Raw genomic sequence first — 816 nt, 5'->3', positions numbered from 1 at the left:
CATAAGTTCTTATCAGATACAGCGCCAAGATAATTAACAATCGCAGCACTTTCAGTTAATACCAAGGGGCCACCAGAAACAGAACCGTCAGCAAGCGTCGGCACCTTACCTTGAACATTCATGGAACGATAATCTTCACTGTTCGTGCCTTTCTCGCCCGCGCTGCCAAATTCTACCGAGATATATTCGTAATCAAGACCAGCCTCTTCAGCCGCCCAAACACAACGAAAAGAACGTGATGTACCCTTGCCATATAACTTCATCAGTTAACCCTCTATTTTAGTTTCAATGGGGTCAGACTCGATTGATTTTCAATCGAGTCTGACCCCATTGAAACTCTTTGCTCGAAACTTTGCAGGAGACTCGCCCGTCCATCGTTTAAAGGCCCGGCTAAAAGCACTCAATTCAGAAAACCCTAACAAAAATGCAACTTCACTAATAGAAACCTTGTTTTCCTTCAAATAACGCTCAGCTTCTCGCTGCCGAACTTCCTCAACCAAAGACTGAAAGGATACCTGCTCTTTTTTCAGTTTTCGATAAAGCGTATGACGGCTCATATTGAGAGCCTTTGCAGCACGCTCAACGTCCAGTTCTGCATCTTCGGCCAAGTGACGCCGAATAAAACGCCTGACTTTATCTTTGATATCAGAGCTTGAAGCAACCTTGCGAAGCAGCTTTTCAGCATAAGAGGTTAAAACACTAAGCAAATAAGGGTTGCCATGCTTCACTTTCAAATCAAGCGCCGATTTCTTAAACACAATACCAGTCTGCTCTTGAGAGAACTTAAGCTCGCCCTTACAGACTTCCTGATACTTA

The 816-nt window shown here is 44.0% G+C and carries 2 protein-coding genes; both read right to left on the bottom strand.

All coding sequences use genetic code 11. The features are described 5' to 3' along the window. On the bottom strand, positions 1 to 263 hold a 263-nt coding region (locus A3763_RS04105), incomplete at its 3' end, for a glutathione S-transferase N-terminal domain-containing protein (RefSeq protein WP_197482753.1). A gap of 48 nt (positions 264 to 311) precedes the next feature. Then, positions 312 to 816: AraC family transcriptional regulator (locus A3763_RS04100; RefSeq protein WP_156494893.1), on the bottom strand; the 505-nt coding region annotated here is incomplete at its 5' end.

This window comes from Oleiphilus sp. HI0128, assembly GCF_001635365.1.
Note: the sequence above shows the minus strand (reverse complement) of the source record. Positions and strands in the feature narration are given on the sequence as shown.